The sequence below is a fragment of the Thermanaerothrix sp. genome, from assembly GCF_056331585.1.
The window spans coordinates 1-1749 of record NZ_JBWGPQ010000078.1 but is presented as its reverse complement, the minus strand read 5'-3'; the positions used below and the strand labels follow the sequence as shown (position 1 = coordinate 1749).

Annotated in this window: 2 protein-coding genes; both read right to left on the bottom strand. The window is 52.7% G+C overall.

Annotated features, from left to right (window positions below; all coding sequences use genetic code 11):
* Positions 1 to 713, bottom strand: a 713-nt coding sequence (locus tag AC01YT_RS13620; RefSeq protein WP_476676297.1) for a glycosyltransferase family A protein, incomplete at its 3' end; no start/stop codon positions are given.
* 9 nt (positions 714 to 722) lie between these two features.
* On the bottom strand, positions 723 to 1749 hold a 1027-nt coding region (locus AC01YT_RS13615; protein WP_476676295.1), incomplete at its 5' end, for a glycosyltransferase family A protein.

Sequence of the window (1749 nt, the reverse complement as noted above, 5' to 3'; positions counted from 1 at the left end):
CGGTTCATGTCAAAGGGCAAAAATTCGGCTAAGACGGATTTATAAGCCACAAACTGCCAGTGCGAGGCGCCGGCAATCGCGCTCACCCCATGGTAGGTTAGACGAAAACAGGTTTCCACCTCGTATTTTTGGCGAATCTCGTTTTCGTCCTGGCCTAATGAACGATTAAATTCATAGTACGTTTTCCAGGGGATGAACTTACCCTCTTCCACCTGCACCTCGGGGTTGCTCTGCGCCCAGGCCAAAGTGTGGGTTAGATACTCACGTTTAGTGATAAAGGGGCGGCTGGTGACCATGCCCACGCGGGGAAAGGTTTCCAGTAAACGCACACTCTCGCTCAGCCAGCCGGGGTAAAAGAGAACATCATTGTCGGCATAGGCGATGATCTCGCCTGGCGCACCGCTGAGGATGATATTCCAGGCGCCGCCCTTGCCCAAATTCTTCTCCGAGAGGATGAGATACTGAATATGCCCGGCGCGCTGCTCGCCCAGCAGGTAGTCCTGTACCTCGGCGCAACTCCCGTTATCGAAAACCAGCAAATCAAAAGGCAAGCCAGCATCTTGACGCACTGAATCCAGGCAGGTGCGCAAAACGTCCAGCATCTCGGCATAAAAGCCGCTCAAGAAGGGGATATAGTTAAGAATTGCTACTGTGATGCGCTCAGGACGTGCCACCTGGTTGACGAACTTGGCCGGATTCTGACCTACCCGCATAAATGAACCTCAATAAAGCGCCCGATAAAGGGCACGATATAGGCGCACTAACCAGGGCCGCGTGCGCCGATTTTGCGCCAACCCCTTTAGCCACCGCCAATGCAATTTCTGCGGGATTGTGACATCATCAGGTTGTGGTCTCGTTTTTATGCCTTTTCCGGGGAGTTGCAAACGGTCTAATTCGGGGCGCAAAGCGTCATCAATCGTGTTGCCCATATGATAGAGGTATGGGCGTGTCGTCGTCAGGTGAAGGTATCCCCGACGATCCAGTTCTACGTCTTGATAAGTGTCTTCGTGGCGGCTTAGTTGCTGGGTGGCGGGCAAGGGGAGAATCTCTTGCAACACTTTGCGGGGCGCGAGAAACTGCTGATGTGAATTTCCGCCCAAGAAAGCCTGAACCCCTGTCTCTACGTTAGTCACCCGATCCAAGAGCATATTGCGATAAAACTGCTCGCGTTCGCCTTGAATACCGCGACCGCGACAGTATTCATCCAAAACCCAGGGTTCGGGTTTGACCTGGTCAAACCGGAAGCGGGGATCCTTAGTCTGACGAAACGCCGTGTTTCCTTTATCCTCTTCCCAATCCGGAAAAACCACCTGAGCACCAACCATGCCAATATTGGGGAAACTCTCTACGATTTTCCAAGAGGCTTCAAGCCAGCCAGCACGGAAGAGCATATCGGAATCAGCGTAGCAAATCCACTCATTCGGCATGCCACCCAAGATAACGTTTAGCGCCCCCGTCTTGCCCATGTTATGCTCTGAAAGGATCAGCCAATCAATCCAGCCCGCTTCATGGAGGCTTTCCAATTCGCGCTTGACCTCGGCGCAACTACCGTTATCAAAGACAAGGTAATTGAAGGGTTCTAGCGTGTATTGATGAACACTGGCCAGGTGATAGCGAAAAACCTCCATGGCTTGAGCGAAATACCCCTCTTGGGAGGGGATATAAACGATGGTGGCTATCCCCAACCGGTGGGGTCTGTAAGCCGGAACGCCCAATTTTGCCGGATTTTGACCTACCCGCATACTTTCT